The sequence below is a fragment of the Dysosmobacter sp. HCP28S3_G4 genome (assembly GCF_052065175.1).
In the GTDB taxonomy this organism is placed as follows: domain Bacteria; phylum Bacillota; class Clostridia; order Oscillospirales; family Oscillospiraceae; genus Oscillibacter.
In genome coordinates this window covers 13127-38650 of sequence record NZ_JBQHUP010000023.1, presented here as the reverse complement: position 1 = coordinate 38650, position 25524 = coordinate 13127, and the positions used below count along the sequence as shown (strand labels likewise).

Annotated in this window: 33 protein-coding genes; 30 read left to right on the top strand and 3 right to left on the bottom strand. The window is 67.2% G+C overall.

The window, feature by feature from the left end; translation table 11 throughout:
* Positions 1 to 182: 182 nt before the first annotated feature.
* The 13 genes from ACTNBU_RS07300 (at position 183) to ACTNBU_RS07240 (ending at position 8327) form a co-directional block, all read left to right on the top strand.
* Positions 183 to 539 carry a hypothetical protein gene (locus ACTNBU_RS07300; RefSeq protein ID WP_441032211.1) on the top strand — a complete coding sequence of 119 codons (357 nt, stop codon included), beginning with the start codon at positions 183 to 185 and terminating at the stop codon, positions 537 to 539.
* A complete protein-coding gene (locus tag ACTNBU_RS07295; protein ID WP_441032209.1) occupies positions 536 to 856 on the top strand; it encodes a hypothetical protein in 321 nt (106 codons plus the stop codon). Before ACTNBU_RS07300 ends, ACTNBU_RS07295 begins: the two co-directional genes overlap by 4 nt.
* Positions 853 to 1347: a hypothetical protein gene (locus tag ACTNBU_RS07290; protein WP_441032207.1), complete on the top strand. Its 495-nt coding sequence runs from the start codon at positions 853 to 855 to the stop codon at positions 1345 to 1347. The genes ACTNBU_RS07295 and ACTNBU_RS07290 overlap by 4 nt, the downstream gene beginning before the upstream one ends.
* On the top strand, positions 1344 to 2414 hold the full coding sequence (locus ACTNBU_RS07285; RefSeq protein WP_441032206.1) for a phage tail sheath C-terminal domain-containing protein: 1071 nt from the start codon (positions 1344 to 1346) through the stop codon (positions 2412 to 2414). The genes ACTNBU_RS07290 and ACTNBU_RS07285 overlap by 4 nt, the downstream gene beginning before the upstream one ends.
* A gap of 610 nt (positions 2415 to 3024) precedes the next feature.
* Positions 3025 to 3414, top strand: coding sequence for a hypothetical protein (locus ACTNBU_RS07280; RefSeq protein WP_441032204.1), 390 nt, complete (start codon positions 3025 to 3027; stop codon positions 3412 to 3414).
* Positions 3411 to 3743, top strand: coding sequence for a hypothetical protein (locus tag ACTNBU_RS07275; protein ID WP_441032203.1), 333 nt, complete (start codon positions 3411 to 3413; stop codon positions 3741 to 3743). The genes ACTNBU_RS07280 and ACTNBU_RS07275 overlap by 4 nt, the downstream gene beginning before the upstream one ends.
* Before the next feature lie 2 nt (positions 3744 to 3745).
* The gene (locus ACTNBU_RS07270; RefSeq protein ID WP_441032201.1) at positions 3746 to 4216 is read left to right on the top strand and encodes a hypothetical protein; all 471 of its coding nucleotides are present in this window, start codon (positions 3746 to 3748) and stop codon (positions 4214 to 4216) included.
* Between the two features lie 163 nt (positions 4217 to 4379).
* Positions 4380 to 4949, top strand: a complete 570-nt coding sequence (safA, locus tag ACTNBU_RS07265; RefSeq protein ID WP_441032199.1) for a SafA/ExsA family spore coat assembly protein — start codon at positions 4380 to 4382, stop codon at positions 4947 to 4949.
* Positions 4946 to 5890, top strand: coding sequence for a hypothetical protein (locus ACTNBU_RS07260; protein ID WP_441032197.1), 945 nt, complete (start codon positions 4946 to 4948; stop codon positions 5888 to 5890). The genes safA and ACTNBU_RS07260 overlap by 4 nt, the downstream gene beginning before the upstream one ends.
* 30 nt (positions 5891 to 5920) lie before the next feature.
* Entirely contained in the window at positions 5921 to 6313 is a 393-nt protein-coding gene (locus tag ACTNBU_RS07255) for a hypothetical protein (RefSeq protein WP_441032195.1), read from the top strand.
* A 5-nt stretch (positions 6314 to 6318) separates the two neighbouring features.
* The gene (locus tag ACTNBU_RS07250; protein ID WP_441032194.1) at positions 6319 to 6672 is read left to right on the top strand and encodes a hypothetical protein; all 354 of its coding nucleotides are present in this window, start codon (positions 6319 to 6321) and stop codon (positions 6670 to 6672) included.
* Between the two features lie 28 nt (positions 6673 to 6700).
* A complete protein-coding gene (locus tag ACTNBU_RS07245) occupies positions 6701 to 7750 on the top strand; it encodes a baseplate J/gp47 family protein (protein ID WP_441032213.1) in 1050 nt (349 codons plus the stop codon).
* A 1-nt stretch (position 7751) separates the two neighbouring features.
* Positions 7752 to 8327 (top strand): hypothetical protein, encoded by a 576-nt coding sequence (locus ACTNBU_RS07240; RefSeq protein ID WP_441032192.1) that lies wholly within the window; start codon positions 7752 to 7754, stop codon positions 8325 to 8327.
* 62 nt (positions 8328 to 8389) lie between these two features.
* Here ACTNBU_RS07240 and hisS read toward each other — a convergent pair whose 3' ends face one another.
* On the bottom strand, positions 8390 to 9748 hold the full coding sequence (gene hisS / locus ACTNBU_RS07235; RefSeq protein ID WP_441032190.1) for a histidine--tRNA ligase: 1359 nt from the start codon (positions 9746 to 9748) through the stop codon (positions 8390 to 8392).
* A 242-nt stretch (positions 9749 to 9990) separates the two neighbouring features.
* Between hisS and ACTNBU_RS07230 the strand changes: the two genes are divergently transcribed.
* The 12 genes from ACTNBU_RS07230 to ACTNBU_RS07175 all read left to right on the top strand — a co-directional run bounded on the left by ACTNBU_RS07230 (position 9991) and on the right by ACTNBU_RS07175 (position 20304).
* Entirely contained in the window at positions 9991 to 10296 is a 306-nt protein-coding gene (locus ACTNBU_RS07230; RefSeq protein WP_441032188.1) for a YerC/YecD family TrpR-related protein, read from the top strand.
* A gap of 204 nt (positions 10297 to 10500) precedes the next feature.
* Positions 10501 to 10731 carry an acyl carrier protein gene (acpP, locus tag ACTNBU_RS07225; RefSeq protein ID WP_441032186.1) on the top strand — a complete coding sequence of 77 codons (231 nt, stop codon included), beginning with the start codon at positions 10501 to 10503 and terminating at the stop codon, positions 10729 to 10731.
* A gap of 232 nt (positions 10732 to 10963) precedes the next feature.
* Positions 10964 to 11818 carry an acetyl-CoA carboxylase, carboxyltransferase subunit beta gene (gene accD / locus ACTNBU_RS07220; protein ID WP_441032184.1) on the top strand — a complete coding sequence of 285 codons (855 nt, stop codon included), beginning with the start codon at positions 10964 to 10966 and terminating at the stop codon, positions 11816 to 11818.
* Entirely contained in the window at positions 11815 to 12642 is an 828-nt protein-coding gene (locus ACTNBU_RS07215; RefSeq protein WP_441032182.1) for an acetyl-CoA carboxylase carboxyltransferase subunit alpha, read from the top strand. The genes accD and ACTNBU_RS07215 overlap by 4 nt, the downstream gene beginning before the upstream one ends.
* On the top strand, positions 12639 to 13589 hold the full coding sequence (locus ACTNBU_RS07210) for a beta-ketoacyl-ACP synthase 3 (protein ID WP_441032180.1): 951 nt from the start codon (positions 12639 to 12641) through the stop codon (positions 13587 to 13589). The genes ACTNBU_RS07215 and ACTNBU_RS07210 overlap by 4 nt, the downstream gene beginning before the upstream one ends.
* Positions 13590 to 13618: 29 nt before the next feature.
* Positions 13619 to 14563, top strand: coding sequence for a nitronate monooxygenase (locus tag ACTNBU_RS07205; RefSeq protein ID WP_441032178.1), 945 nt, complete (start codon positions 13619 to 13621; stop codon positions 14561 to 14563).
* Entirely contained in the window at positions 14554 to 15642 is a 1089-nt protein-coding gene (locus tag ACTNBU_RS07200; RefSeq protein WP_441032177.1) for an NAD(P)H-dependent flavin oxidoreductase, read from the top strand. Before ACTNBU_RS07205 ends, ACTNBU_RS07200 begins: the two co-directional genes overlap by 10 nt.
* Entirely contained in the window at positions 15639 to 16586 is a 948-nt protein-coding gene (gene fabD, locus ACTNBU_RS07195; protein ID WP_441032175.1) for an ACP S-malonyltransferase, read from the top strand. Before ACTNBU_RS07200 ends, fabD begins: the two co-directional genes overlap by 4 nt.
* Entirely contained in the window at positions 16586 to 17329 is a 744-nt protein-coding gene (fabG, locus tag ACTNBU_RS07190) for a 3-oxoacyl-[acyl-carrier-protein] reductase (protein ID WP_441032173.1), read from the top strand. Before fabD ends, fabG begins: the two co-directional genes overlap by 1 nt.
* Positions 17330 to 18041: 712 nt before the next feature.
* A complete protein-coding gene (gene fabF, locus ACTNBU_RS07185; protein ID WP_441032171.1) occupies positions 18042 to 19283 on the top strand; it encodes a beta-ketoacyl-ACP synthase II in 1242 nt (413 codons plus the stop codon).
* A 3-nt stretch (positions 19284 to 19286) separates the two neighbouring features.
* Positions 19287 to 19724, top strand: coding sequence for a 3-hydroxyacyl-ACP dehydratase FabZ (gene fabZ, locus ACTNBU_RS07180; protein WP_441032169.1), 438 nt, complete (start codon positions 19287 to 19289; stop codon positions 19722 to 19724).
* Between the two features lie 106 nt (positions 19725 to 19830).
* Entirely contained in the window at positions 19831 to 20304 is a 474-nt protein-coding gene (locus tag ACTNBU_RS07175; protein WP_441032167.1) for a MarR family winged helix-turn-helix transcriptional regulator, read from the top strand.
* 59 nt (positions 20305 to 20363) lie between these two features.
* On the opposite strand, the gene ACTNBU_RS07170 is transcribed toward ACTNBU_RS07175, so the two are convergent.
* The gene (locus tag ACTNBU_RS07170; protein ID WP_441032165.1) at positions 20364 to 21029 is read right to left on the bottom strand and encodes a gamma-glutamyl-gamma-aminobutyrate hydrolase family protein; all 666 of its coding nucleotides are present in this window, start codon (positions 21027 to 21029) and stop codon (positions 20364 to 20366) included.
* A 197-nt stretch (positions 21030 to 21226) separates the two neighbouring features.
* Here ACTNBU_RS07170 and ACTNBU_RS07165 point away from each other — a divergent pair, with 197 nt between their 5' ends.
* The gene (locus ACTNBU_RS07165) at positions 21227 to 21586 is read left to right on the top strand and encodes a hypothetical protein (protein ID WP_441032163.1); all 360 of its coding nucleotides are present in this window, start codon (positions 21227 to 21229) and stop codon (positions 21584 to 21586) included.
* 17 nt (positions 21587 to 21603) lie between these two features.
* Complete coding sequence (locus tag ACTNBU_RS07160) at positions 21604 to 21981, top strand: hypothetical protein (RefSeq protein WP_441032161.1); 378 nt, start codon at positions 21604 to 21606, stop codon at positions 21979 to 21981.
* Positions 21982 to 22035: 54 nt separating this feature from the next.
* On the opposite strand, the gene ACTNBU_RS07155 is transcribed toward ACTNBU_RS07160, so the two are convergent.
* Positions 22036 to 22584: a M48 family metallopeptidase gene (locus tag ACTNBU_RS07155; RefSeq protein ID WP_441032160.1), complete on the bottom strand. Its 549-nt coding sequence runs from the start codon at positions 22582 to 22584 to the stop codon at positions 22036 to 22038.
* 159 nt (positions 22585 to 22743) lie between these two features.
* Between ACTNBU_RS07155 and ACTNBU_RS07150 the strand changes: the two genes are divergently transcribed.
* From ACTNBU_RS07150 to ACTNBU_RS07140, 3 genes are all read left to right on the top strand, one after another.
* A complete protein-coding gene (locus ACTNBU_RS07150; RefSeq protein WP_441032158.1) occupies positions 22744 to 23037 on the top strand; it encodes a hypothetical protein in 294 nt (97 codons plus the stop codon).
* A 316-nt stretch (positions 23038 to 23353) separates the two neighbouring features.
* Positions 23354 to 24634, top strand: coding sequence for an aminotransferase class I/II-fold pyridoxal phosphate-dependent enzyme (locus tag ACTNBU_RS07145; protein WP_441032157.1), 1281 nt, complete (start codon positions 23354 to 23356; stop codon positions 24632 to 24634).
* Complete coding sequence (locus tag ACTNBU_RS07140) at positions 24631 to 25500, top strand: radical SAM protein (RefSeq protein WP_441032155.1); 870 nt, start codon at positions 24631 to 24633, stop codon at positions 25498 to 25500. Before ACTNBU_RS07145 ends, ACTNBU_RS07140 begins: the two co-directional genes overlap by 4 nt.
* Positions 25501 to 25524 lie beyond the last annotated feature (24 nt).

The window sequence follows — 25524 nt, the reverse complement described above, 5'->3', positions numbered from 1 at the left end:
GAATTGGCGTGCTCCACCCACGCTCCCCCCAGCCCCCCCCCCCCCCCCCCCCCCCCCCCCCCCCCCCCCCCCCCCCCCCCCCCCCCCCCCCCCCCCCCCCCCCCCCCCCCCCCCCCCCCCCCGCGAGGGGAAAACCCGCAATCCCCCGGGCATGGGAATGATCTTTTCAGGGAGGGATCCACTTGCATGAGAGAATTCTGAGCCTGGCCGCCGCCATCACCGGCGGCGACACGGCCCTTCTGGAGCCTCTGTGCGCCGCCGCCGAGACCGCCTGGAGGGCGCGTCTCCGCCCCGGCGTCGCGCCGCCGGACTGCGAGAGCGCGCTGATCTGCGCCGCGGCCTTTACCGCCGCCGCCGGGGCGTCCTCCGCCCGGGACGGCGGCAGCGGCGTCACGTCCTTCACGGCGGGAGACGTTTCCGTCCGGTGCTGGGAGGGAGGCGCGTCCTCCGGCGCGGCGGAGCTGCTGGCCCAGGCCGAGCGCCTGATGGCCCCCTACGTTGTCTCCGACGACTTCGCCTTCCGGGGGGTGCGGACGTGACGGAGCGGTTCGCCAATGTGCTGGCCCTCTACGGCCGGGAGATCACCGTCCGCCATGGGGACGGCGCCGTGACGGCCCGGGCGTTTTTGCAGCCCGTCACGAGCATGGCCGACGCCGCCCCCTACGCCGTCACCAGCCTGGGCGCCGTGGACGACCGCCGGTGGCGGTGCATCACCCGAACGGCCCTGGCGGACGGCGACATCGTGGAGTGCGGCGGCGCGCGCTACCGGGTGGAGAGCTGCGCGGCGGTGTACGCCGGACGGGAGCTGTCCCACTGGTGGGGCGTATTGACGAGAGAACGGGAGGCGGCGGAATGACGGAGCTGAATCAGGTGACGGCGGCGGTGATCCGGACGCTGGAATCCGCGGGCCTCGCCGCCGTGGCCGCCTACGACGGTCCGGCCAAACGATATCCCGGGGCCGTCACCGCCGTGGACGTGGCGGAGGCCGTGGAGAAACCGGCGGCCTTCGACCGGTATCTGGGGCAGGTCTGCGACCCGGTGACGGGCGCCGTGGAGGAGCGGTACGGCAGGACGCTGGAGGTGGCCCTGTCCCTGGAGGTGCGGGCCCCCACGGCGGCGGAGTGTCTGGCGGGGTGTGAGCGGGCGGCGGACGCCCTGCTGTCCGGCGGTCTGCCCGCCGGGCTGCGGCTGGGCCAACAGAGCTGGGAGGCCGTGTCCTGGGACAAGACCAATCAGATGTTCCTGCGGAAGGGCCGCGCCCTGGGCCGGGCCTTCTTCACAGCGACGGCGGAGGAGGACTCCGGCCTGATGCTGCACTTTATTCTGAAGGGAGTCGTGACGACTTGAGTACAACGGTACATGAGCGGCCGGGGGTCTATTCCTCTTACGACACCTCCGGCGTGGTCTCCGGAGGCCGGGGCGCCAAGACCATCGGTGTGGCGGCCAGGGCGGTGAAGGGCGGCGTGGGCGCCGTGGTGACGCTGACGGGCTATGCCGCTGGCATCGCGGCCTTCGGCGAGGACGATGCCGCTTCCCCCGGCATGAGCGCCATTTTGAAGCTGCTGTTCCGCAACGGCGCCACGGAGGTGGCGGCGGTGCGTGTGGCGGACACGGGCGCCGCCGACGACTACAAAGCGGCCTTTGACGCCTTGTCCCAGCTGGAGGGCGTGCAGGTGTGCGTCTGCGACAGCCCGGCGCTGGAGGTCCATCAGGCGCTGCGGGACGCCGTGACGGAGGCCTCCGGCTGCCGCCATGAGCGGGTGGCCGTGGTGGGCGGCGACGGCGAGAGCGTGTCGGAGCTGGTGGCCCACGCGGCGGGCCTCAACTCCGAGCGGATGGTGCTGGTGGGGCCGGACAGTCTGGACAGCGCCGGGAACGCGGTGCCCGCCGTCTTCGCGGCGGCGGCGCTGGCGGGGGCCATCGCCGCCGGGACCGACCCGGCGGTGCCCCTCAACGGCGTGCCCCTGTACGGCCTGGAGGGCCTTGCCGCCGTCTACACCGACAACGACATCGACACCCTGGTGCGGGGCGGCGTCACGCCCCTGGAGAGCGCGGCGGGCGTCATCTCCCCGGTGCGGGGCATCACCACCCGCACTACCACCGGCGGCGTCAGTGACGCCACCTGGCGGGAGCTGACCACCACCCTCATCGTGGACGACGTGATCCCCGCTATCCGCACCGCCCTGCGCAGCCGGTTCGTCCGGACTAAGAACACCGTCCGGAACCGGGGGGCCGTCCGCTCCCAGGTCATCGTGGAGCTGGAGAAGAAGCTGGCCGCCGAGATCATCGACGGCTACGGCGACGTGGCCGTCACGGCGGATGATGACGATCCCACCGTCTGCCGCGTCAGCTTCCAGTTCGCCGTGGCCCACGGGCTGAACCAGATCTATCTGAGGGCGTATATCACGGTGTGATTCGTCCGAATGCAAGCATTCGGACGAGGGGAGGATTGCCGGGAACCTGCGCGCTCGTCAGGGCAAGCTGCGCTCCATTCAGAAGGCCCTGCGTGAGAAGGCCTTCTGAACGCCGCTCCGCTGCCCTTCCTCTCCCCACCGCAACCGCTCCGCTGGGTTGCGGCGGGGGACCCCGAAAGACCTCGCCCTCCGGGCTTCGGGGGTCGCACACTCCGGTTCCCTGAGAGGAATTTTTTCCGCCGCCGCAGCGTTAAGAAAACATGCCGGTGGCATGTTTTCAGCGTAGGCCGCAGCGGCTATGCCGCGAGGAGAGGCACTCAGTGTCGCCGGAAAAAATGATTCCGGCCATTTCGCCGGCTCCGGCCGGCGAAACCGGGAACCTACGGTTCCCTGGCCCCTCCCTGGACGGATTCCGCCGCCTGCGGGCGGCGGGATGCGGCCTCGTTCCCGCCTGCGGGCGGGAACATCGGGACGGGGGATGCGGGGATTCCGACGCCTGCGGGCGGCGGGGGGCGGGCTTGTTTCCGCGAAGCGGAAATATCGCCCGGGGGCGCGGGGGTCGCGGCTCCTCCTCTTTTTTATATACTTTCCATCAGAAAGGAAGGACGATATGGAGACCATTGGTTTTCCTACCAGCGCGGACATCTATCTGGAGCTGGACGGCAAAAAGGTGGCCGTGGTGCAGAGCTACACCGCCAAAGCGACCAAATCCAGCCAGCCGGTGGAGGCCTTCGGCGAGAGTGAGCCGGTGGCTACCCTCAACGGCCAGCGGAAGTACACCCTGGAGCTGACCCGCCTCTATGCCACCGACGACGCCGTCTCCGACGGCATCAACTTCTACGATCTGGCCGACTTCTCCCTGGTCATCTGCAAGCCCGACCGGAAGGTCATCTACAGCGGCTGCGAGTGGAGCGGCATCCAGGAGACCGGCCAGCTGGACGCCATGGTGGCCGAGAAGATCACCGTCACCGCCGCCAGACGCATCGAGGTGACGGCGTGAGCGCCGCCGTGGAGGAACTGCGGCCCCTCACCGCCGGACGGCTGCTGACTATCCGCCGGGAGGTCCGCTCGCAGACGGAGGACGAGCTGGAACAGGCCCTCCTCTGCAACGCCTGGGTGCTGGCGGAGAGCTGCTTCCGGGACGGGCAGCCCGTCTTCTCCGACGGCGGCGACGTGCTGGGCGCCCTCACCTGCCGGGAGATGGAGACCCTGCTGTCCGCCCTGGCGGCGGACGTCCTGCCCGCCGCGCAGGAAGCGCCGTCTCCCGCCTGGGTGAACCCCAACTTCGACGCCGGACGCTTCGCCCGGCTGCGGGAGGGGGAGCGGTGACCGTGGACTACATTCAATGGGAACTGCTGCGCCAGCGGGAGCAGCTCCGGCGGCTGCTGTCCGGCGGCCCGGCGGAGAAGACGGAGCGGGAGAGCTTGCAGGAGAGGACCGTGCCGCGGACGGAGATGGCGGCGGACGCCGTCTCCCCGGGAAAAGCGGCGGAGGAGGCCGCCCGCCTGCGGACGAATCCTGCGGACGGCGGCGGGGACGGGACGGAAACCGGGGCGGGTCCGGCGGCGGACCGCTCCGGGACCCGGCGGCGGGCCGGGACGGTCTCCGGCATTGTCTCCGGGACCCCGGCAGCGGGGAGCGGGACGGCTCCCGATAGCTGGGGCGGCGTCTCCGGCGGCGGGGTGCTGGCGGTGCTGCCCGGGGGAGAGACACCGGCGGAGGCCCTGGCCTCCGCCCGGACGGTGTCCCGGTGCGCCGAGCGGGACGCCCGCCGCTATGACGGTGGCTATCCGCTGTATTGATCCTGATTCTTGATGAAAAAGTTTCATCAAGAATCCCGCGTGCTGCGCACGCGCGAATTGTGCAGAGGCACAATTCGGCGTCTCATAAAAACCTGACGCGCTTTGCGCTATAAAAAGCTTTTCAAGCTTTTCATCAGGTTTTAGTATGAAAGGAGCGTGTGGGATGAATCTGACGCCCATGCGGTACAAGAGCTACGTGTGGCCCTACAACCCGGAGACCTGCGCCGTCACCTGGGAGCGGAAGATCGCCGCCCGGAAGGTGCCCTTCGGCGGGTACTGTCTCCAGGATCTGGGCCTGACCTGCCGGGTCATGCGGGGGGAGGGGACCTTCACCGGCACCGGGGCCTACGAGGAGTTCCGGAAGCTGGAGGAGGTGTTCCGCTCCGACGGCCCCGGCCTGCTGATCCATCCGGTATGGCAGGCCGCCAGCGCCTATTTCGTGACGCTGCGGCTGGAGGAGGAGCCCCTGCCGGACTACGTGCGCTACGCCTTCGAGTTCTGGGAGGACGGCGAAGCCGCCGCCGGACTGACCCAGGTGGCCCACACGCCCGCGTCCGGAACCGGCGGCGGCAAGACGGCGGGCGCGCAGACGGTGTACACCGTGGTGAAGGGCGACACCCTGTGGGGCATCGCCAACCGGTACGGCGTGAAGCTCCGGAGCCTCATCGCCGCCAATCCCCAGATCAAGAACCCCAATCTCATCTATCCCGGCAACAGGGTGGTGATCCCATGATCGGGCGCATCATCACCTGCGAGGAGACCGCCTGGCAGCTGCCGCCCCTGCTGGAGTGGGACATCCTCCGCACCGGGTCCGTGCCCTGCGACGCCTTCTCCGTCACCTGCGTCTGCACGCCGGACATGGCGGACAAGCTCCACAAGGCCTCCAGCTTTCTGGCCTGGGAGGGGGAGCGGCTGGTGCTGAAGGGCTTCGTGGACGAGTACGAGATCAGCCAGACCCCGGCGGGCCGTACCGTCACCCTGGCGGGCCGGGGCCACGCCGGACGGCTGCTGGACAACGAGTCCCGGCCCCTGACCTATCAGGGGGCCACTCTGGCGGAGATCGTCCGGAACCACGTGACGCCCTACGGCGTTCACTGCACCCAAATGGCGGACCTGCGGGCGTCGTCGGTGTACACCGTGGCGGCGGGGTCCAGCCAGTGGAAGGCATTGGAGGGCTTCTGCCGGACCTACGGGGGCTTCTCCCCCCGCTTCGCCGCCGACGGCGAGATGATCGCCCTGCCGGAGACGCCGGGCCGGACGCTGCGTCTGGACGGCGGCACCCAGCTGCTGCGGCTGACGAAGCGGGAGAACCACTACGGCGTGCTGTCCGAGGTGCTGGTCATCGACAAGAAGCGGAACGTGTCCTACAGCGTGAAGAACGAGGACTTCATCCGCCGGTGCGGCCAGTGCCGCCGGGTGCTGTACACCCCCGGCCAGAGCACCTGGGCCGCCATGCGCTACACCGGAGAGTACCAGATCGCCCGGTCCCGGGAGGACGAGGTGGTGGTGACGGCGGTGCTGCCGGGCACGGTGGAGGCGGACCCCGGCGACACGGCGGAGCTGTCCCTGGACGGCTGCGGCCTGTACGGCAGCTACCGGGTGGCGGCGGTGGAGCATACCCTCTCCGCCGAGGGAGAGACCACCACCCTGACGCTGAAGGAGCGGCAGGGGTGAGAAAATCTGGAACCAAACGGGAGGTTCAATATGTGGCTGGCAGAACAGGGAAAACAGCCCCGGACCACGGCGGACGCCGATCTGGGCGTCACCACCATCTCCGGGGACAGCGCGGGCGTGGTGACCCGGGGCGAGGTGCGGCAGCTGCCGGTGTTCGGCCCCGGCGGCTACGTGTGGATGCCGGAGAGCGGCGGCACGGTGCTGGTGATCAAGGGCGGCCCCGGCGGCGAGGAACAGTGCGTGGCCGGAATGAAGCAGGCGGACATTCCCGCAGGCATGCAGGCGGGAGACGTGTATCTCCACGCCGGGAAGGCCTCCGTCTGGCTCCACTCCGGTGGGCGCATCGACCTGAAGGGCACCGTGGTCAGCGTGGAGGGAGAGCTGCGCATCAACGGACACGGCTGCAACGCCGGAGAGGAGTGAGGACCATGGCGGCGAAGCTGCGGGATGGCGATTACATCGCCGACGGCCTGGGAGGCGTGGTCCGGACGGAGGGGACGGAGGCCCTGCTCCAGCGGGTGCTGTTCCGGCTGACGGCCCGGCGGGGGAGATTCCCCATCCTGCCGGAGTTCGGCAGCCGGCTGTGGCGGCTGGGCAGCATCCCTCCGCCCCAGCGGCAGAGCGCCGCCGTCCAGTACGTGACGGAGGCCCTGTCGGAGGAGACGGGACTGCGGGTGGCGTCCGTGGCCCTGACGGACCGCGGCAGCGGCGCCGTCACCGTGACGGCGGAACTGGTCTGGGAGGGCCGGACGCTGTCCGTGGATGTGGAGGTGCCGGTGTGACGGCGAGGAGGACGAGAGTTTGAAAACAGTGGAGGAGATCTATCAGTCCCTGCTGGAGACCTTCGCCCAGCGGGCGGGGTACGCGGCGGAGGACTCCTGCGACCTGGCGGTACGGCTGTACGCCGCGGCGGCGGAATTGCAGGCCCTGTCCATCCAGGCGGACTGGGTGCTGGACCAGAGCTTTCCCCAGACGGCGGAGGGCGTGTATCTGGACTATCACGCCGCCGCCCGGGGACTGAGCCGGATGCCCGCCGTGAAGGCCCGGGGCGTCCTGCGGTTCAGCGTGGACAGCGCCGGGTCCGCGGACCGGACCATCGAGGCCGGGACGGTGTGCATGACCCCGGGGGAGACCCGGTTCCAGACCACCCAGTCCGGCGTGCTGGCGGCGGGGGCGCTGTGGGTGGACATCCCGGCGGAGGCGGTGGAGGCCGGGGCCTCCGGCAACGCGGCGGCGGGCGCCGTGACGGTGCTGACCGCCTGTCCCGTGGGCGTCACCGCCTGCGCCAATCCCGCCGCCTTCACCGGCGGCTGCGACGCGGAGACGGACGAGGCCCTGCGGGAGCGCATTCTGGACAGCTACCGCCGTCTTCCCAACGGGGCCAACGCCGCCTGGTACGAGGAGACGGCCATGAGCCACGACGGCGTGGCGGCGGCCCGCGCCGTGGGCCGGGCCCGGGGCACCGGCACCGTGGACGTGTACATCGCCGCCCCCGGCGGCGTGCCGGAGGACGGTCTGCTGGAGGAGGTCCGGGCGGACCTTCAGCAGCGGCGGGAGATCGCCGTGAACGTGGAAGTGAAGGCCCCGGAGGTCCGGACGGTGGACGTGGCGGTGGAACTGGCGGTGGACGGCGGCGCGGCGTTCTCCGACGTGAAGGAGCGGGTGGAGACCGCCGTGACGGGCTATTTCACCGGCGGACGGCTGGGAAAGGGCGTCCTGCTGGCGGAGCTGGGACGGCGCGTCTTCGACGCGGAGGGCGTGGCCAATTACCACATTCTGTCCCCCGCCGCCGACGTATCGCCCTCCGTCACGGTGCTGCCGGTGCTGGGCGCCCTGACGGTGACGGAGATGGAGGGGTGACATGGCCCGGTACGCGGAATTTCTGAAGGCCCTGCTGGGGCCTCTGGGGGTCTATGACCTGTCGGCGGGCACCCTGAACGAGAGCGCCCTGTGGGCGCTGGGGGCGGGTCTGGACCAGGTGGACGAGGCCCTGGAGCACGCGGAGCGGGAGGCCCTCACCGCCACGGCGGAGGACGAGGGCCTGTCCCGCCGGGAGGCCCTGTTCGCCCGCCGTCCCGCCGCCCCCACCACCGCCCTGCGGCGGCAGGCCATCCACGCCCTGCTGGCCATCAACGGCGGCAGTCTGACGCCGGAGGGTATCGACCAGGCCATCAGCGGCTGCGGTATCCTGGCCCGGGCCGTGGAGCTGGGAGAGGGACGGATTCGCGTCGTCTTCCCCGGCGTGGTGGGAGAGCCGGCGGAGTTTGAGAAAATTCAGAGCATCATTCTGGACATTCTGCCCTGCCATCTGGAGACGGAGTTCTACCTCCGCTACCTCACCTGGGAGGAATGCGAGGCGGCGGAGATGACCTGGCAGAGCGTGGAGGCGGCGCAGCACACCTGGGAGAGCTTCCAGATGGCCGTGCCCGATGCCTGAACATATGAAATGAGCGCCCCCCGGGATTCCGGGGGGCGCTTTGCGCGTATCGTTTTTTGGGTTTACTTCTCCAGGATGACGCTGCCGGCGTTCTTCTCCACCAGGCCCGCCCGGATGTACGCCGCCACGTCGGCGGGGGACAGGGTCTGCTGGGCACCGGTGGCCATGTCCTTACAGGACACCACCCCGGCCTTGATCTCGTCCTCGCCCAGGAACACCACGTAGGGGATGCCCAGCTTGTCGGCGTAGCCGATCTTCTGCTTGAACTTCTTCTGCTCGTTGTACAGCTGGGTGCGGATGCCCGCGTCCCGCAGGGTGGTGGCCAGGGCCACGGCGGGGGCCAGATCGCCGCTCATGGGCAGGATCAGCACGTCGGCGGGGGCCGTGGGCAGGGCGGGATTCAGCAGCCCCTGCTCGCCCAGCACGTAGAACAGCCGGGTCAGGCCGATGGAGATGCCCACGCCGGGCAGCTGCTTATCGGTGTAGTACTCCGCCAGATTGTCGTACCGGCCGCCGGAGCAGACGGAGCCGATCTCCGGATGGTCCAGCAGCGTGGTTTCGTACACCGTGCCGGTGTAGTAGTCCAGGCCCCGGGCGATGGTCAGGTCCACGGCGAAGTTCTCCGCCGGGACGCCGAAGTCCGCCAGATACTTGGTGACGGTGGTCAGCTCGTCCAGGCCCCGGTCGAACATCTCGCTGCGGCCCCGGTAGCCCTCCAGCGACGCCAGGACCTCCTCATTGGTGCCCTTGATGGCGATGAACCGCAGGATTTCGTCCGCGTCAGACTCCGCCACGGCGAAGTCCTCCACCAGGATCAGCTTCACCTTCTCCGGGCCGATCTTGTCCAGCTTGTCCACGGTGCGCATGATGTCGCCGGACTTCTCCGTCAGGCCCAGCATGGCGTAGAAGCCGTTGAGGATCTTCCGGTTGTTCACCCGGATCTGGAACCGCTTCAGGCCGAAGTCCCGGAAGGTCCGGTAGATGATGCTGGGGATCTCCGCGTCGTTGACGATGTCCAGCTTGCCGTCGCCGATGACGTCAATGTCCGCCTGATAGAACTCCCGGAACCGGCCCCGCTGGGCCCGCTCACCCCGGTAGACCTTGCCGATCTGGAACCGGCGGAAGGGGAAGGACAGCTCGTTATAGTGCAGTGCCACGTATTTCGCCAGGGGCACCGTCAGGTCAAAGCGCAGGGCCAGATCGCTGTCGCCCTTCTGGAAGCGGTAGATCTGCTTCTCCGTCTCGCCGCCGCCCTTGGCCAACAGCACCTCGGCGGATTCGATCACCGGCGTGTCCAGGGGGGTGAAGCCGAACAGGGCGTAGTTTTTCCGCAGGATCTCCATCATCCGCTCCATCTGCTGCTGAGGAGCGGGCAGCAGCTCCATGAAGCCGGACAGGGTGCGGGGTTTCAGTTTTTCCATGAGCATTCAACTCCTTTTTCACTTTTCCGCACAATCCTAACATATCGGACGGAAATATGCAAGCGGAACTGACGCTGACGGAATTAGGAATTAGGAGTTAGGAATTAGGAATTGCACCTTTGTCCCAAATCGCGCCCGGAGCGGATTGACACCGGGGGAAAAGTCTGCTATTCTGTCATCAATGTATTACGCTATTACACTGAAGCTTCCGGCGGAGGCATTTGGAAAGCGGGGACGATATCATGTATGACAGCAAGATCCAATCCGAGATGACGGACAGCCTCTACGACGCCATCCTCTCCCTGAGGGACCGGGAGGACTGCTACCGGTTCTTCGACGACCTGTGCACCGTGGGGGAGATCCAGGCCATGGCCCAGCGGTGGATGGTGGCCCGGATGCTCCGGAAGGGCGAGACCTTCAGCGCCATCAACGGGGAGACCGGCGTCTCCTCCGCTACCATCACCCGGGTGCGGCGGTGCCTGGTCTACGGCGCCGACGGTTACAACCGGGTCATGGACCGGCTGGAGCAGGAGAAACAGGACTCCTGAGCGGCGGATCATATGGAAAAATGACGGATGGAGGACTGTTCGGCCCTCCATCCGTTGCTTCTTTTGCTGAGTAATCGTTTTGCCGGAAAATTTTTCTTGACAAACAGGAAATGTGCCGTTACAATATGCTCGATTATTTTACTTAAATAATTTTAATTAAAATAATTTTATTAAATTTACAGAATAAAAAAGGAGACTATCAATATGGAATTCGAGAAGGTACGCGACATCATCGTGGAGACCCTGGGCTGCGACGCCGAGCAGGTCACTCCCGAGGCTTCCCTGGCGGACGATCTGGGCGCCGATTCCCTGGCTTCCGTGGAGCTGGCCATGGCTCTGGAGGAGGCCGTTGGCGTGAAGATCGAGGACAGCGCTCTGGCCGAGATGAAGACCGTGGGCGACGTCCTGAAATATCTGGAGAGCCACAACGCCTGATTGATCCCAGTCCGCCGGAGAGGGTCCTCTCCGGCGGAAAAATTTCCCGCCCCATTCCGCGGGCGCCATGGAGAGCACTCCCTGCGATTTGCCGCACGGAGACGCGCGCCGGAGCGGAGCGGGGGAGAACACGCGGAGGCGCCGGACCTCCGCTTCCCATGAGAACGACTGACCAAACACCGTTTCCTGTCCGACGGCTGTGTTTGGATGACCCGTATAAGGAGGTAACAGCGTGAACAGCATCTTTGCCAAGCGCCGGGAGCGGCTGCTGGCGACCAAGGCCATGCGGGACAGCTATGTGCCCGCCGACAGCCCGTTGAAATGTCCCAAGTGCGGCCAGGAGAGCGGCCGGAAGGAGCTGACGGAGAATCTGTATGTCTGCCCCGTGTGCGGCCATCACTTCCCCGTGGGCGGCTATCACCGCCTCAGCATGGTCCTGGATCCCGGTTCCTTCCGGGAGCTGAATGAGAAATACCCCGCCGGAGATCCCCTGAACTTCCCCGGCTACCGGGAGAAGCTGGCGGCGGCCCAGCGGAAGACCGGTATGAACGAGGCCGCCGTCACCGCCCTGGGCACCATCGGCGGCCAGAAGTGCGTGGTGGGCGTGCTGGACAGCCGATTTATGATGGGCTCCATGAGCGCCGCCGTGGGCGAGAAGATCACTCTGGCCACGGAGTACGCCGCCAAGAACCAGCTGCCCCTGATCCTGTTCGCCGCCAGCGGCGGCGCCCGGATGCAGGAGGGCATCCTGTCCCTGATGCAGATGGCCAAGACCAGCGCCGCCATGGAGCGGTTCTCCGAGAAGGGCCTGCTGTTCATCTCCGTCATGACCAACCCCACCACCGGCGGCGTCACCGCCAGCTTCGCGTCCCTGGGCGACATCATCCTGGCGGAGCCCGGCGCCCTCATCGGCTTCGCCGGACCCCGGGTGATCCAGCAGACCATCGGCCAGACCCTGCCGGAGGGCTTCCAGCGGGCGGAGTTTCAGGAGACCCACGGCTTCGTGGACCGGGTGGTGCCCCGGAAGGAGCTGCGGGACACCCTGGAGCAGCTGCTGCGGCTGCACAGTAAAGGAGACCGGAAATGAATGAATTGACTGCGGCCCAGCGGGTGTCCATCGCCAGAAACCCCCACCGGCCCAATATCGTTGACTATATCGACGCCCTGTTCCCCGATTTCTTCGAGTGCCGGGGCGACCGGCTGTGCGGCGAGGACGCCGCCATCCTGGGCGGCGTGGCCATGTTCCACGGCCGTCCCGTCACCGTCATCGGCACCCGCAAGGGCCGGAACCTGAAGGAGAACGTGGCCTGCAACTTCGGCATGCCCGGCCCCGAGGGCTACCGCAAGGCCCTGCGGCTCATGCGCCAGGCGGAGAAGTTCCGCCGCCCCATCTTCACCTTCATCGATACCGCCGGCGCCTATCCCGGCCTGGAGGCCGAGGAGCGGGGTCAGGGCGAGGCCATCGCCCGGAACCTGTTTGAGATGAGCCGTCTCACCGTGCCCGTCATCGCCGTCATCACCGGCGAGGGCAACAGCGGCGGCGCCCTGGCCCTGGCAGTGGCCGACCGGGTGCTGATGCTGGAGAACGCCGTGTACGCCATCCTGTCCCCGGAGGGCTTCGCCTCCATCCTGTGGAAGGACTCCGGCCGCCACGCCGAGGCCTGCGAGATGATGAAGCTGACGGCTCCGGACCTGAAGACGCTGGGCATCATCGACGGCATCATCCCCGAGCCGGAGGGCGGCGCCCACACGGACCCGGAGACGGCCCTGGCCTACGTGGATCTGGCCCTCCGCCGCAATCTGGCGGAGCTGGAGAAGCTCAGCGGCAAGGAGCTGGCGGCCAGGCGGTATCAGAAATTCAGAAAGATGGGAGCCCCCGCGCCCCGGAAAGAGAGCGGAGCGTCCAAATGATGAACGGAATCAAGATTCGCGGCACAGGCCGCTGCGTCCCGGCCCACGTGGTCACCAACCAGGACATGGCCAGGATCGTGGAGACCAGCGACGAGTGGATCACCAGCCGCACCGGTATCCAGCACCGCCACCACTGCACCACGGAAAATCACTCCACCCTCTGCGTGGAGGCGGCGAAGGCCGCCCTGAAGAAGGCCGGGGTCGCCCCGGACCAGATCGGCGCCTGCATCGTGGCCACCGTGTCCGCCCACGATCTGGTGCCCTCCGCCGCCTGCGTGCTCCAGCGGGAGCTGGGCCTTCCGGAGGACATCCCCTGCTTTGACCTCAGCGCCGCCTGCACCGGCTTCCTGTTCGCCCTCCACACCATGGAGTGCATGCTCAACGCCTCCCCCCGGAAATTGGGTCTGGTGGTGGGCGCCGAGGAGCTGAGCCGCCTGATCAACTGGGAGGACCGCTCCACCTGCATCCTGTTCGGCGACGGCGCCGGCGCGGCGGTGGTGGAGTGCGGCGAAGGCTGGCCCTCCATCGGCGCGGTGATGGGCAGCCGCGGCGACGACGAGCTGCTGCGCCTCCCCGGCGCGGAGAGCGGCGAGCGGTCCTTCATCCACATGGAGGGCACCAAAGTCTTCAAGTTCGCCGTAGAGGCGGTGCCCGCCTGCATCGACGCGGTGCTGAAAAAGGCGGGGAAGACCGTGGAGGACGTGGACTTCTTCGTCTTCCATCAGGCCAACGCCCGCATCATCGATCTGGCGGTGCGGAAGTACCACATCCCGCCGGAGAAGTACTACAAGAACATCCAGGAGTACGGCAACACCTCCGCCGCCAGCATCCCCCTGGTCCTCAGCGAGCTGGAGGACATGGGCAAGGTGGGCCCCGGCAGCCGCGTGCTGATGGTGGGCTTCGGCGGCGGTCTCACCTGGGGCGGCGCCCTGGCGGAGTTCGCGTGAGCGCGTAAAGGAGAGGCAGAGAAAAGCGTATGAAAAAACTGAACGAGATCCTGGGGACGGAGTTCCCCATCATTCAGGGCGGCATGGCCAACATCGCCACCGGCGAATTCGCCGCCGCCTGCTCCAACGCCGGCGCTCTGGGCGTCATCGCCACCGGCGGTATGCGGGAGGCCGGTCTGCTCCGGGAGCAGATCCGCATCTGCAAGAGCCTCACCGACAAGCCCTTCGGCGTCAATCTGATGCTGATGAACCCCTGCGCCCCCGAGATGGCCCAGATCATCATTGAGGAGGGAGTCCAGGTGGTCACCACCGGCGCGGGCAACCCCGGCCAGTTCATCCCCGCCTGGAAGGAGGCCGGCGTAAAGGTGCTGCCCGTGGTGGCGGCCTCCGTGCTGGCCAAGCGTCTGGCCCGGTACGGCGTGGACGCCTTCATCGCCGAGGGCACCGAGTCCGGCGGCCATGTGGGCGAGATGACCACCATGGCCCTGGTGCCCCAGGTCATCGACGCCGTGGACGGCATCCCCGTGGTGGCCGCCGGCGGCATTGCCGACGGCCGTCAGGCTGCCGCCGCCTTCGCCCTGGGGGCCTGCGGCCTCCAGGTGGGCACCTGCCTGCTGGCAAGTCGGGAGTGCCCCATCCATCCCAACTACAAGCAGGCCATCCTGAAGGCCCGGGACACCGACACCGTGGTCACCGGCCGCTCCATCGGCGGTCCCGTCCGGGTGCTGAAGAACAAGATGGCCCGGGAATATCTGGCACTGGAGAAGCGGGGCGCCACCCTGGAGGAGCTGGAGACTCACACTCTGGGCGGCCTGCGCCGTGCGGTATTTGACGGCGACATGGAATACGGCAGCGTCATGAGCGGCCAGGTGGCCGGTATGCTCCATGAGATCAAACCCGTGCGGCAGATCTTTGAGGAGCTGTACAGCGGCGGCAAGGCCGTTTTGGAGGCTGCGGAAAAGGAATGGCAGTAACCATCAGGGGAAAGACCCTGCCGCTCCCCATTTTGCAGGGCGGCATGGGCATCGGCATCAGCCTGGACCGTCTGGCGGGAGCCGTGGCCGCCTGCGGCGGCATGGGCACCATCTCCACCGCGGACTGCGGCATGGATGAGCCGGACTTCGAGTCCGACCAGAAGGGCGCCAACCTCCGGGCTCTGGCCCGGCAGGTCCGCCATGCCAAGGAACAGGCCAAGGGCAAGGGCCTGGTGGCCATCAACGCCATGGTGGCCACCGTCCAGTATGCCGACAGCATCCGCACCGCCCTCCGGGCCGGTGTGGACGCGGTGGTCTGCGGCGCGGGACTGCCCCGGGACCTGCCCGCCATCGCCCGGTCCGTGCCGGAGAGCGACGCCGCCCTGGCCCCGGTGGTCAGCAGCGGACGGGCCGCGTCCCTCATCTGCAAGCTGTGGGACCGGAACTACCAGACCGCCCCGGACTTCGTCCTGCTGGAGGGCCCCTTGGCGGGGGGCCATCTGGGCTTCTCCAAGGAGGAGGCCCGGGAGGCCCAGGCGGGACATCCCCGCCCCCTGTCGGAGCTGCTCCACGAGGTGCTGGAGGCCCTGGCCCCCTTCAAGGACAAGTACCAGCGGGACATCCCCGTGTTCGTGGCCGGCGGCGTGAAGAACGGCGCCGAGATGGCCCGATATATGAAGGAGGGCGCCGCGGGCGCCCAGTTCGCCACCCGGTTCATCGCAACCCAAGAGTGCGACGCCAGCGACGGCTACAAGCAGGCCCTGCTGGACGCGAAGCAGGAGGACATCACCATCGTCCAGAGCCCCGTGGGCCTGCCGGGCCGCGCCCTGCGCTCCCCGCTGGTACAGCGGGTGGAGGCGGGCACCCAGCCCGCGCCCCGGCGGTGCGACGACTGTCTCGTCCCCTGCCCCAGGGGAAAGGCCCCCTACTGCATCTCCCGTGCCCTCATGGCCGCCCGGCGGGGCGACTGGGAGAACGGCCTGTTCTTCTGCGGCGCGGGCGCCGGAGACGTCCGGAAGCTCTCCACCGTGCGGGAGCAGATGGACCAGATCATGAATGAATGGAGGACCGCGCAATGAAGCTCGGCTTTTTGTACGCCGGACAGGGCAGCCAGCACCCCGGCATGGGTGCGGACCTGTACGACGCCTATCCCGCCTTCCGTGCCGTTTACGACGGTGCGGAGGTGGATTTCGACCTGAAGAAGGTCTGCTTTGAGGACCCGGACGGCGTCCTGAATCAGACCCGGTACACCCAGCCCTGCATGGTGGCCTTCGCCGCCGGTCTGACGGCGGTGCTGCGGGAGCAGGGCATCGTCCCCTCCGTGGCCGCCGGTCTCTCCCTGGGCGAGTACTCCGCCCTCCACGCCGCCGGGGTCTTCGACGCCGCCACCGCCGTCCGGCTGGTGGCCTTCCGGGGCAAGGCCATGGAGGAGGCCGCGCAGGGCCATGAGTCCGCCATGATGGCGGTGCTGGGCCTGGACCGGGAACCCCTCCAGGAGGCCTGCGCCGCCGCGTCCGATGAGGGCGTGGTGGTCATCGCCAACTACAACTGCCCGGGCCAGCTGGTCCTCGGCGGCGACAAGGCCGCCGTGGAGAAGGCTGCCGCCCTGGCGAAGGAGAAGGGCGCCAAGCGCTGCCTGCCCCTGAAGGTCAGCGGCCCCTTCCACACCCCCCTGATGGCCCCCGCGGGCGACGCCCTTCAGACCTATTTCCAGGGCGTTGCGTTCGGCGAGCCTCAGATCCCCGTGCTGTTCAACTGCCTGGGCAACGTGGCGGACGACTCCGTCACCATTCCGGAGCTGCTGGTGCGGCAGGTCCAGAGCAGCGTCTTCATGGAGGACACCATCCGCCGCATGAGCAAGATGGACATTGACGCCATCGTGGAGATCGGCCCGGGCAAGGCCCTCAGCGGCTTTGTGAAGAAGACCGTCCCCGGCTTCCCCGTGGTGGCCGTGGAGACCGCCGCCGACGTGGCGGCCCTCCCCGAGACCCTGAAGAAGCTGACGGAAAAGGAGGGCGCGTGATGGACTTCACGGGAAAGACCGCCGTGGTCACCGGCGGCAGCCGGGGCATCGGCCGGGCCGTGTGCCTGGAGCTGGCCAGGGGCGGCGCCAACGTGGTGCTGTGCTACGCCGGAAGCGAGGCCGCGGCCAATGAGACCGCCGCCGCCTGCGAGGCCCTGGGCGCCAAGGCCCTGGCCGTGAAGTGCGACGTGGCGGACAGCGCCCAGGTAAAGGCCATGATGGACGCGGCGGTGAAGGAATTCGGCCGCATCGACATTCTGGTGAACAACGCCGGTATCACCCGGGACGGCCTGACCATGATGATGAAGGAAGAGGACTTCGACGCCGTCATCGGCGCCAATCTGAAGGGCACCTTCCTGTGCATGAAGGCCGTGTCCCGCCTGATGATGAAGCAGCGCTACGGCCGCATCGTGAACCTCAGCAGCGTGGTGGGCCTCCGGGGCAACGCCGGACAGGTGAACTACGCCGCCAGCAAGGCGGGCGTCATCGGCATGACCAAGTCTCTGGCGAAAGAACTGGCCACCCGGGGCGTCACCGTCAACGCCGTGGCCCCCGGCTTCATTGAGACGGACATGACCGCGGCCATGCCGGAGGCGGCCAAGACCGCCACACTGGCCTCCATCCCTATGGCCCGTCTCGGCGCGCCGGAGGACGTGGCCAAGGCCGTGGCCTTCCTGGCCAGCGACGACGCCGCCTATATCACCGGACAGGTGGTCCGGGTGGACGGCGGAATGGCAATGTGATCTTTTTTCCCCGTGAGGGCGGGGGTGGGCGCCCCGTTCGGGGCGCGGGGGAGATCGGCGAAGGCCGATGGCTTCAAAACCCCCATTCTCTTTTTCCGTGGAAAAAGAGAATGCGCCTTTTGATGGTGTAAGAGAAAAAGGCTGGGCGGCGGCATTCCGGACTTCGTCCGGAACGCTCGCAGCGCCTGTTACGGGGATTTGGCCCGGCAGTGATTTGCGGGCTTTGCCTCCTGTGTCTACTCTTGACACCAACGATAGTCCGGGTCCCGCCCGGATGCCCCGCCCTCCTCTTTTCGCTGCCGCACCCTGGCATTTGCGGAAGTCTGGAGGTGGGGAGGTCCCGGATGCCCCGCCCTCCTCTTTTCGCTGCTGCACCCTGGCAGTTGCGGAAGCGTCCCGGCCTCCGTTGCCAGTCTTCCGCAACCACCGGACTGCGGCAGCAAAAGAGGAGCAGGGAGCATACCTGAATTCCCCCAGCTTCCGAACCTGCCATACGTGGTTGAGTGGACGCAAGCTCTCGAATCAGCAACCAATAACCCCCGTACAAGGCGGAAAAAGGCATTTCAGGCGGAGCCTGAAATGCCGCCGCCGAGCCTTTTTCTCTTGACACCATCAAAAGGCGCTTTCTCTTTTTCCTCGGAAAAAGAGAAAGGGGGTTTTGCCCCGCGCCCCGGAGGGGCGCAAATCAACACATTTTCAGGAGGAATCGACTATGGAACGACGCAGAGTCGTTATCACCGGCCTGGGGGCCGTCACCCCCATTGGCCTTACCGCGGGCGAGAGCTGGCAGGCCGTTCAGGACGGCGTCTGCGGCGTGGCGCCCATCACCCAGTTCGACCCCACCGGCATGAAGGTCCAGCTGGCCGCCGAGGTCAAGGGCTTTGATCCCCTGGTCTCCATCACCCGCCCCGAGGCCAAGCGCATGGGCCGCTTCACCCAGTTCGCCGTCTGCGCCGCCAAGGAGGCACTGGCCGACGCCGGCATGGAGAAGGACCCCACCGACGCGGATCGCTGCGGCGTCATCGTCTCCAGCGGCATCGGCGGCATCTCCATCACCGAGGAGGAGCACGACAAGGGCAAGGAGAAGGGCTGGGACCGGGTCTCTCCCTTCTATATCCCCATGGGCATCTGCAACATGGCCGCCGGTCAGGTGGCCATCAGCAGCGGCTTCCAGGGCATGTGCTCCTGCCCCGTCACCGCCTGCGCCGGCGGCACCAACGCCGTGGGCGACGCCTTCCATTATATCCGGGACGGCTACGCCGACGTGATGCTCTGCGGCGGCACCGAGGCGGCCGTGACCCCGCTGGCCATCGGCGGCTTCACCTCCATGCGGGCCCTGAGCCAGACCACCGACCCTGACCGCGCCTCCATCCCCTTCGACAAGGAGCGCTCCGGCTTCGTGCTGGGCGAGGGCGCCGGTATGCTGCTGCTGGAGGAGTTGGACCACGCCCGGGCCCGGGGCGCCAAGATCTACGCCGAGGTGGTGGGCTACGGCGCCACCTGCGACGCCTATCACATGACCGCTCCCCGGCCCGACGGCTCCGGCGGCGCCAAGGCCATGGCCCTGGCTCTGGCCGACGGCGGCGTCAGCCCCGACCAGGTGGACTATATCAACGCCCACGGCACCTCCACCCACCTCAACGACTCCGGCGAGACCGCCGCCGTCAAGACGGTGTTCGGCGACTGGGCCTACAAGCTGATGATGTCTTCCACCAAGTCCATGACCGGCCATATGCTGGGCGCGGCAGGCGCCGTGGAGGCCATCTTCACCGCCCTGAGCCTGCGGGACGGCTACGCCCCCGCCACCATCCACTATCAGGTGCCCGACGAGGAGTGCGACCTGGACGTGGTGCCCAACACCGGCCGGAAGGCGGACATCCGCTACGCCATGAGCAACTCTCTGGGCTTCGGCGGCCACAACGGCAGCATTCTGATGAAGAAGTGGGAGGACTGAGCCATGGGTATGCAGTATAATTCCGACCAGATCGCCCAGATCCTGCCCCACCGCTATCCCTTCGCCCTGGTGGACAAGATCATCGACGGCGAGCCGGGCAAGTGGGCCAAAGGCATCAAGTGCGTCACGGTGAACGAGCCCTTCTTCCAGGGCCACTTCCCCCAGAAGCACGTCATGCCCGGCGTGCTGCTCATCGAGGCCATGGCCCAGGTGGGCGGCGTGGCCATCCTGGCCCTGCCGGAGAACAAGGGCAAGCTGGCCTTCCTGGGCCGGGTCCACGACGCCCGCTTCCGCCGTCAGGTGGTCCCCGGCGACGTGGTGGAGATGGAGTGCGTGCTGACCAAGCAGCGGGGCCCCATCGGCGTGGGCACCTGCAAGGCCACGGTGGACGGCCAGGTGGCCGTCACGGCGGAGATCACCTTCGCCATCGGGCAGGAGTGACCCTGCGAAAGAAAAGGATTGCTCGTTTCCCGCGTTTCTGTTATCATTTAGATCGGATCGTATCTGTCGCCGGTGAGAGAACACGGCGGGAAGGGAGTCGGACGGCGTGCTGAAGGACGCGTTTTTTCAGGTGTATACCAAGTTCAAACTGCATTTCTATCAGGAGATCTTCCAGCGGTTCCAGAACCGGGAGGCCAGCCTCACCACTGTGGAGGTGTTCTGCACCGAGACCATCCAGGCGCTGGGCCGCCCCACAGTCAACGAGTTCGCCAGCTTCATGAAGATCTCGCCGCCCAACGCGGCCTACAAGGTCAACAGTCTGGTGAAAAAGGGCTACGTCCGCAGGGTCCAGTCCCAGGAGGACCGGCGGGAGTTCCATCTGGAGGTCACCCAGAAGTATTTCGACTACTACAACATCTCCACCGGCTACATCGAGCGGGTCATGGAGCGCCTGACCCGGCGCTTTTCCCGGGAGGACTGCGCCAAGCTGGAGGAGATGCTGAACATCGTGAACGAGGAGCTGATGCCGGAGGTGGAACTCCGACAGGTCTCTGTGCCCGCGCCCCAGGCGGAGGGCTGACCGGCTCCATAGCGCAGACCATAGAAAACGGAGGCCCGACGGGCCTCCGTTTTTCGCCTCTACCGCCGCCACAGGGGGAGACGGCGACGGCACTGGGCCAGGAAGAAGTCGAACACCAGCTCCCCGTCCACCGTGCCGGGGGGACGGCCGTGCCCCAGCCGCTCCGGGTGCCACTGGAAGCCCCAGACCGGGAGACTGCCGTGGGCCAGGGCCTCCGCCGTACCGTCCTCCGCCCGGACGGTGATCCGCAGGTCCGTGCCGGGCCGGTCCACCGCCTGATGGTGGGCGCTGTTCACCAGAAAGGACGGACCGTAGATCCGGGCGGACAGGGAGTGGGGCTCCGCACGTACCCGGTGGAGCCGGTCCCGGCCCTCCATTTGGCTGTGGCCGGGGAGGTCCTGCACCAGCGTCCCGCCGAAGAACACGTTGATGACCTGGATGCCCCGGCAGATGCCCAGCACCGGCATCCCCGCCGACAGGGCGGCCTCCAGCAGCGCCAGCTCCCGGCGGTCCCGGTCCCGGTCCGGCGGCTGGGAGCCCCGGTCCTCCTGACCGTACAGCGCCGGGTCCAGGTCCCCGCCGCCGGGCAGCAGCAGTCCGGCGCAGTCCTCCCAGCCGTCGGCGCCGTCCGGGGTGAACCGGGGGACACCCCCCGCCCGGCGGACGGCTCTGGCGTAGTTTCCCAGCCGGCATTCCCGGCCCGGAATGAAGATCAACGGCACCATGGACATCATCCCTTCTCGCAGCTCCCAAGGCGTTTCTCCTGATAGTGTATGCGCCGGGCAGGGCTTTACACAGTCCTCCGGGGGGAAAATTTTGCGGAATGTTGCAATTGCCATTTGCAATTCTCCCATAATCTTGCTATGATATCGCCATAACAGGAAAGATTCTCGTTAATGAGAGGACCGAAGGAGGAGCAGGCATGGCGATCCAGTCCATTTGTCCCGGCGTGGCTCTGACGGACCCCAAGGCGGATTACAAGAGCGCCGTCCGGGTGGAGCAGTACCGGATGAGCGATGAGGCCATCTATTTTGCGGCGTTCCCCGGCACCAAGTATCTGCCCTTCCGGGCGGTGCGGCAGGCATGGTCCCAGAAGACCAGCATCTCCCTCACCGGCTGCTGCGGCAAGGAGCTGCCCATGGTGGTGGTGCGGATGCGCTACGAGGGCGGCTTCTACCAGAATTTCACCTTTGAGAAGCAAAAATCCGCCGACAGGGTGCTGGCCCTGCTGGCGGAGCGGTATCCGGACGTGGTGCTGGAGCCGGAAAAGAAGCGGAAATAGAGAGGGAGGAAGCAGCTATGGCATATCGGACCCTTTGTCCCGGCGTGACCATTGAGGACCCCAAGGCGGATCTCTCCGGCGCGGTGAAGCTGGGGAACGTCCGCATCGGACAGAAGGGGGTGTACCTGCCCGCCTTCCCCATGGGGGCCCAGTACGTGCCCATCGCGGCGCTGGAGCGGGCATGGAGCCAGAAGGGCACCCTGTCCACCAGCGGCTGCTGCGGCGTGCAGCTGCCCATGTATGTGGTGCGGCTCCAGTGCGCCGGCGGCGTCTATCAGACCCTGTCCTTCGACAAGGAGAAGGACGCGGAGCGGGCGCTGTCCCTGCTGCGGGAGCGCCGTCCGGACCTGCCCGGCGCCCCGGAGGGCAAGGGCATCGGCAGCAGCATCCTGTGAGCGATTTATGAGAGTATGGAAGCTCCCCCGGCGCCAACGCGCCGGGGGAGCTTTTTACGGTTCGTTCCCCGTCTCCTTCAGCGGCATGGGGGCCAGCAGCTTCTTTCGCTCCCGGTGGTCCGGGAGGACGCTGGCCAGCAGGGCGTAGAAGTCGGGGCCGTGGTTCTTGTGGCGGATGTGGCACAGTTCATGGACCACCACCAGGTCGATGGCCGCCTCCGGGGAGTTCATGAGAAAGCAGGAGAAGCTGAGCCGGTTCTTCCCGCTGCAGCTGCCGTACCGGGTCCGGGCGGCGGTGATGGTGATGCCCGCGGGACGCAGGCCCATCCGCTGGCTGTAGTACGCCACCTTTCCCGGCAGCACCGCCCGGGCACGGGCCTTCAATGCGTCGATCTCCGCCGGAGTGGGGGGCGGCGGCGCGGCGGCCATCCGGGCCCGCTGGGCGGCCAGATGGCGTTCCAGCCACTCCCGATGGCTGGCCACGAAGGCGTCGATGGCCTGCCGGGGCATCCGCAGAGGGGCCCGCACCAGCACCCGGCCGTCCCTCGTCACCTCCAGCGCCGCCGTCCGGCGGCGGGAGCGGATCAGTTCATAGCCGTCCATGCTCTCCCTCCATTCCCCTGACGGCGTGATGCTTCACTACGCCAGCATACCACATTTCCGCCGGACGGACAAGCCCCGGACAGCCCGCCGCCGCATAGGATGGGATGCCCCCGGTGCGCCGGGGAGCCAAATCCAGGGAGACAAGGGAGCTTCAGAGCTATGAATGAGACCTATCGGAAGGATATCATCCCCACCACCTCGCCGCCGGTGACCGGCTGCAACAAGACCGGGACCCAGTGCGTGGACATCAGCGCGGAGGTAACGCTGACCCCCAGAACCACAGTGGGCACCATCACCACCACCTGCCAGGGCACGCCCACGGTCCTGTGCGAGACCAACGATGAGGGCACCGCCTGCACCGTGACCCTGACCCAGCGGGTCTGCGTCACCATCCCCGTGACCTTCAGCGTGGAGAAAGAGGACGGCGAGCCCAGCATCATGTGCGCCGAATAAAGCCGTCGCCCGAATGCCGGCATTCGGGCGGCTCCGCCGTCCGCCCCGCCCCCGCCGCCTGTCAGGCGGCGGGGGCCTCGCATTTCCGTTGGAGCGGGTATTTTTTTCGCCCGGAACCGGCCGTTTTCCCCACGGAAAGAGGAGGCGGAGAGCGTCGGAACGGGGTGGAAGTTGTCTTTGACTTGTGGAAAAATGTATTTTACATAGGGAATCCCACGGGGATTCTCAGTAAAATTGTATATTGCAATATGGGGCAAACTTTTGTATAGTGGAGGAGCAGTTTGAAACCTGAATTGGCTGAAAGGAAGGTCGTTCTATGAGTGCATATCAGGATATGAGCCGGGAGGAGCTGCGGCAGAGCTTCGACCAGGCATCCAAGGAATTCGAGCAGCTGAAGGGGCTGGGCCTGAAGCTGAACATGGCCCGGGGCAAGCCCGGCAAGCAGCAGCTGGACATGGTCTCCGAGGGACTGTTCGGCGTGTTTCAGAAGCCGGAGGACTTCGTGGACGGCGGCGTGGACTGCCGGAACTACGGCGAGCTGGCCGGCCTGCCCAGCGCGCGTCGTCTGTTCGCGGAGATCCTGGGCTGCAAGCCCGAGCAGGTGTTCGTGGGCGGCAACGCCAGTTTGCAGCTGATGTACGACAGCATCTCCAAGGCCGTCACCCACGGTCTGCTCCACAGCCAGCGGCCCTGGAAGGAGGAGAAGGGCCTGAAGTGGCTGTGCCCCGCTCCCGGCTATGACCGCCACTTCAAGGTGGTGGAGTCCTTCGGCTTTGAGCTGGTCACCATCCCCATGACTCCCGACGGCCCTGACATGGACGCCGTGGAGAAGGCCATTCAGGACCCCGCCGTCAAGGGCATGTGGAACGTGCCCAAGTACTCCAACCCCCAGGGCTATCTCTACTCCGACGAAACCATCCGCCGTCTGGCGTCCATGAAGCCCGCCGCGCCGGACTTCATGCTCATGTGGGACAACGCCTACTGCATCCATGAGTTCGACGGCGACTTCGTGCCCTTCGCCGACATCCTGAGCCTGTGCGAGGAGAACGGCAACGCCGACATGGTGTATGAGTTCGCCTCCACCTCCAAGATCACCCTGCCCGGCGCGGGCGTGGCCTGCATGGCCGCCTCCGAGGCCAACATCGCCTACCTCACCAAGCTCATGGGCATCCAGATCATCAGCTACGACAAGGTGAACCAGCAGCGCCACGTCCTGTATCTGAAGGACAAGGCCCACACCCTGGAGCTGATGAAGCGCCACGCCGCCATCATGGCCCCCAAGTTCCAGGCCGTCACCGACGCCCTGGACCGGGAGATCGCCCCCCTGGGCATCGCCTCCTGGACCCATCCCAAGGGCGGCTACTTCGTGTCTCTGGACGCCATGCCCGGCACCGCAAAGCGGGCCCTGGCCCTGTGCAAGGAGGCGGGCGTCACCATGACCGGCGCCGGCGCCACCTTCCCCTACGGCAAGGACCCCCAGGACTCCAACATCCGCATCGCCCCGTCCCTGCCTCCCGTTGAGGAGCTGAAGCAGGCCATGGAGGTGCTGTGCGTCTGCCTGAAGCTGGCCGCCCTGGAGAAGCTGCTGGCGGAATGAGATACTACGGCGACGTCTACCGCCCGCCCTCCGAGGCCCGGAGCCTCATTGTCCAGGTGACCTACGGGTGCAGCCACAACACCTGCGCCTTCTGCTCCATGTACAAGGCCAAGCGGTTCGCCGTCCGCCCCCTGGAGGAGGTGCTGGAGGACTTCCGCATGGCCCGGCAGGTCTATCCCCACGTGGAGAAGGTCTTCCTGGCCGACGGCGACGCCCTGGTGCGCCGGGCGTCGGAGCTGTACACCATTCTGGACACCGTCCGGGCGCTGTTCCCGGAGTGCCAGCGGGTCACCAGCTACGCCTCCCCGTCCTCCATCCGGTTCCGGACGCCGGAGGAGCTGCGGACGCTGCGGGAGAAGGGCCTGACCATGGTGTACATGGGCCTGGAGTCCGGCTGCGACCAGGTGCTGAAACGGATGCGGAAGGGCCACATGTCCGGCGAGATCGTCGAGATGGGCCGGAAGGTCCGGGAGAGCGGCATGGCCCTGTCCGTCACCGCCATCACCGGACTGGGCGGTCCGGAGTGGATGGAGCGCCACGCCCTGGACACGGCGGCGGCCTTCAACGCCATGAACCCGGAGTATATCGGGATGCTGACGCTGATGGTGGAGCCGGAGACGCCCCTGTACGACTGGGTGAACGAGGGCAGCTTCCAGCTGCTGACGCCGCCCCAGGTGCTGACGGAGACCCGTCTGCTGGTGGAGCATCTGGACAGTCCCGGCAGCGTATTCCGCATGAACCACGCCAGCAACTACCTGTCCCTCCGGGGAACGCTGAACGGCGACCGGGAGGCCATGCTCCGGACCATCGATCAGGCGGAGCACGATCTCAGCCGCCTGCGGCCCGAGTCCTGGCGGGGACTGTGAGCGCGAAACATCACGGAAAACAAC

Excerpts from the sequence above, each read along its gene's own strand:
- hisS (WP_441032190.1), bottom strand. The coding sequence starts at position 9,748 with ATGGAAAAACTGAAACCCCGCACCCTGTCCGGCTTCATGGAGCTGCTG.
- ACTNBU_RS07165 (WP_441032163.1), top strand. The coding sequence starts at position 21,227 with ATGGCGATCCAGTCCATTTGTCCCGGCGTGGCTCTGACGGACCCCAAG.
- acpP (WP_441032186.1), top strand. The coding sequence starts at position 10,501 with ATGGAATTCGAGAAGGTACGCGACATCATCGTGGAGACCCTGGGCTGC.
- fabD (WP_441032175.1), top strand. The coding sequence starts at position 15,639 with ATGAAGCTCGGCTTTTTGTACGCCGGACAGGGCAGCCAGCACCCCGGC.
- safA (WP_441032199.1), top strand. The coding sequence starts at position 4,380 with ATGAATCTGACGCCCATGCGGTACAAGAGCTACGTGTGGCCCTACAAC.
- ACTNBU_RS07210 (WP_441032180.1), top strand. The coding sequence starts at position 12,639 with ATGATGAACGGAATCAAGATTCGCGGCACAGGCCGCTGCGTCCCGGCC.
- ACTNBU_RS07140 (WP_441032155.1), top strand. The coding sequence starts at position 24,631 with ATGAGATACTACGGCGACGTCTACCGCCCGCCCTCCGAGGCCCGGAGC.
- ACTNBU_RS07150 (WP_441032158.1), top strand. The coding sequence starts at position 22,744 with ATGAATGAGACCTATCGGAAGGATATCATCCCCACCACCTCGCCGCCG.
- ACTNBU_RS07250 (WP_441032194.1), top strand. The coding sequence starts at position 6,319 with ATGGCGGCGAAGCTGCGGGATGGCGATTACATCGCCGACGGCCTGGGA.
- ACTNBU_RS07230 (WP_441032188.1), top strand. The coding sequence starts at position 9,991 with ATGTATGACAGCAAGATCCAATCCGAGATGACGGACAGCCTCTACGAC.
- ACTNBU_RS07170 (WP_441032165.1), bottom strand. The coding sequence starts at position 21,029 with ATGGTGCCGTTGATCTTCATTCCGGGCCGGGAATGCCGGCTGGGAAAC.
- fabZ (WP_441032169.1), top strand. The coding sequence starts at position 19,287 with ATGGGTATGCAGTATAATTCCGACCAGATCGCCCAGATCCTGCCCCAC.
- ACTNBU_RS07260 (WP_441032197.1), top strand. The coding sequence starts at position 4,946 with ATGATCGGGCGCATCATCACCTGCGAGGAGACCGCCTGGCAGCTGCCG.
- ACTNBU_RS07255 (WP_441032195.1), top strand. The coding sequence starts at position 5,921 with ATGTGGCTGGCAGAACAGGGAAAACAGCCCCGGACCACGGCGGACGCC.
- ACTNBU_RS07145 (WP_441032157.1), top strand. The coding sequence starts at position 23,354 with ATGAGTGCATATCAGGATATGAGCCGGGAGGAGCTGCGGCAGAGCTTC.
- ACTNBU_RS07205 (WP_441032178.1), top strand. The coding sequence starts at position 13,619 with ATGAAAAAACTGAACGAGATCCTGGGGACGGAGTTCCCCATCATTCAG.
- ACTNBU_RS07280 (WP_441032204.1), top strand. The coding sequence starts at position 3,025 with ATGGAGACCATTGGTTTTCCTACCAGCGCGGACATCTATCTGGAGCTG.
- ACTNBU_RS07155 (WP_441032160.1), bottom strand. The coding sequence starts at position 22,584 with ATGGACGGCTATGAACTGATCCGCTCCCGCCGCCGGACGGCGGCGCTG.
- ACTNBU_RS07160 (WP_441032161.1), top strand. The coding sequence starts at position 21,604 with ATGGCATATCGGACCCTTTGTCCCGGCGTGACCATTGAGGACCCCAAG.
- fabG (WP_441032173.1), top strand. The coding sequence starts at position 16,586 with ATGGACTTCACGGGAAAGACCGCCGTGGTCACCGGCGGCAGCCGGGGC.
- ACTNBU_RS07200 (WP_441032177.1), top strand. The coding sequence starts at position 14,554 with ATGGCAGTAACCATCAGGGGAAAGACCCTGCCGCTCCCCATTTTGCAG.
- ACTNBU_RS07215 (WP_441032182.1), top strand. The coding sequence starts at position 11,815 with ATGAATGAATTGACTGCGGCCCAGCGGGTGTCCATCGCCAGAAACCCC.
- ACTNBU_RS07240 (WP_441032192.1), top strand. The coding sequence starts at position 7,752 with ATGGCCCGGTACGCGGAATTTCTGAAGGCCCTGCTGGGGCCTCTGGGG.
- fabF (WP_441032171.1), top strand. The coding sequence starts at position 18,042 with ATGGAACGACGCAGAGTCGTTATCACCGGCCTGGGGGCCGTCACCCCC.
- ACTNBU_RS07290 (WP_441032207.1), top strand. The coding sequence starts at position 853 with ATGACGGAGCTGAATCAGGTGACGGCGGCGGTGATCCGGACGCTGGAA.